Source organism: Pseudomonas syringae pv. coryli str. NCPPB 4273 (assembly GCF_000972175.1).
Lineage (GTDB): Bacteria > Pseudomonadota > Gammaproteobacteria > Pseudomonadales > Pseudomonadaceae > Aquipseudomonas > Aquipseudomonas syringae.
Genome location: NZ_AWQP01000091.1, coordinates 1 through 1689 on the forward strand (window position 1 = coordinate 1; position 1689 = coordinate 1689).

The window sequence follows — 1689 nt, forward strand, 5'->3', positions numbered from 1 at the left end:
GCTTTTCTTCAGGCCGTCGCCCGGTCCTGGAATCCAGCCGATAATCGCCATCAGCAGATCAAACTGCGCGTCTTCCTTGCCGCCTGTCGACTCTGCGTTGTAGAGGACGATAGAGGATTCAATAGTGTCGTAAGCATCAATGGCCTGGCCGAGAAAAGGCACCGCGCCCAGCGCAATACCTTTGGCCAGTTCAACCGCTGCCTCCTGATACGCGTCGCTGCGGTCCTCACTGCCGTTTGCTCCTTCAGTAACTTCTTCGCTCATCCCACTCTCCCTGCGGCTTTTTCCACCAATGCCTGTAAATCGATCTGGTCTGGGTCCAGACCGAGTTTGCGTAGATCTTCGTTGACCTTTTCATCCGAGTTCTGGACAACGGTTACGCCTTCACAATTGAAAGGTCTCGGATTTTCGCCGTAGTAGACCTTGGCCGACCCTTGCGGAACATTTTCGAGCCGGGCGAAGCCGTCGTTGTCCAGCATGCCCTCGCGCGTCGACCCATCGGCAAAGTCGACGCGATACGAGGCGCCAGGCACCGGCTCAAGGTTGTCGTAATGCAGGTTCAGCTCCAGCCAGGTCGGGTTGGCCCTGGCTTTTTTCATCAGGTTCCCGGCGGCGTCGGCAGCAGCCAGCCCAGGAATGAGTGGGGCCAGAATACCGATCCCGGTCCCGACACCTGCAGAACCTCCTGTATTGACCTTCACCTCGGGACCGCTGATTGTCACGCCACCGGCGTCCAGCTTGACGAAGCTGCCACCCGCTTTGGCGGTCAGTTCCACTCCGGCCTCAATCACCACCTTGTCGCCCGCGTGGTAATGAATCTCTTGGCCTGCCTCGACAAACTGCGCCGCCCCCACCTTCACATGCCGGGTCGCGCCCACTGTCAGGTGATCGTCCGCCCGCGCTTCAGCCTTGCGGTCCAGGTGCGTGATCCGATGTTCTTCCACCTTGAACTCGCTGAACACATCGGCCTCGACCGTGTCATGCCGCTCATTGCCGATGTGGATCTTCTGGTCATGCTCGATGTTTTCATCCCAGTCGCGCTGGGCGTGCAGGTAGATCTGTTCGGCACCTTTCTTGTCTTCGATACGAAACTCGTTGTAGCCCTTGCCGCCCTGCGAGCTGAGGGTCTTGAACGTGCTGCGGGTCTTGTTAGCCGGCAGGTCGTAGGGAACGACGTTTTCCTTGTTAAACAGGCAGCCGCTGATCAGCGGTTGGTCGGGGTCGCCTTCGAGGAAGGTGACGAGCACTTCCATACCCACGCGTGGAGTGGCGATGCCACCGTAGGCATTTCCGGCCCAGCCAGTGGCGACGCGCAGCCAGCAGCTGGAGTTGTCGTTGGCCTGGCCGTCACGATCCCAATGGAACTGGACTTTGACACGCCCGTATTCGTCGCAATGGATTTCTTCACCCGGTGGCCCGGTGACGAAGGCCGTCTGGATACCCAGCGCTTTGGGTTTGGGATGCTCCAGGGCAGGGCGGTAATGCGCATCCCACGGCGTGGCCAGGAAGTGATTACGGTAGCCCTGGTGAAAATCGTCTTTGTTATCCGTGACATCGCTGGTGACGTTTTCGCCCAGCACTTGCGGCTGTTTGCCTTCGTGAATGACTTCCAGCAGCAACCAGAGGTCGTTCCACTCTGCGCGCGGATGTTCGTTCAGGGCCAGGAAATGGCCGCTGACCAGCGTCGGC

General features: G+C 59.3%; 1 protein-coding gene and 1 pseudogene. Both read right to left on the reverse strand.

Annotated features, from left to right (window positions below):
- Positions 1–264, reverse strand: a pseudogene (locus tag P406_RS26700) (hypothetical protein); the annotation flags it as partial.
- Positions 261–1689, reverse strand: a 1429-nt coding sequence (gene tssI / locus P406_RS26705; protein ID WP_046237868.1) for a type VI secretion system tip protein TssI/VgrG, incomplete at its 5' end; no start/stop codon positions are given. The pseudogene P406_RS26700 and the gene tssI, both read right to left, overlap by 4 nt.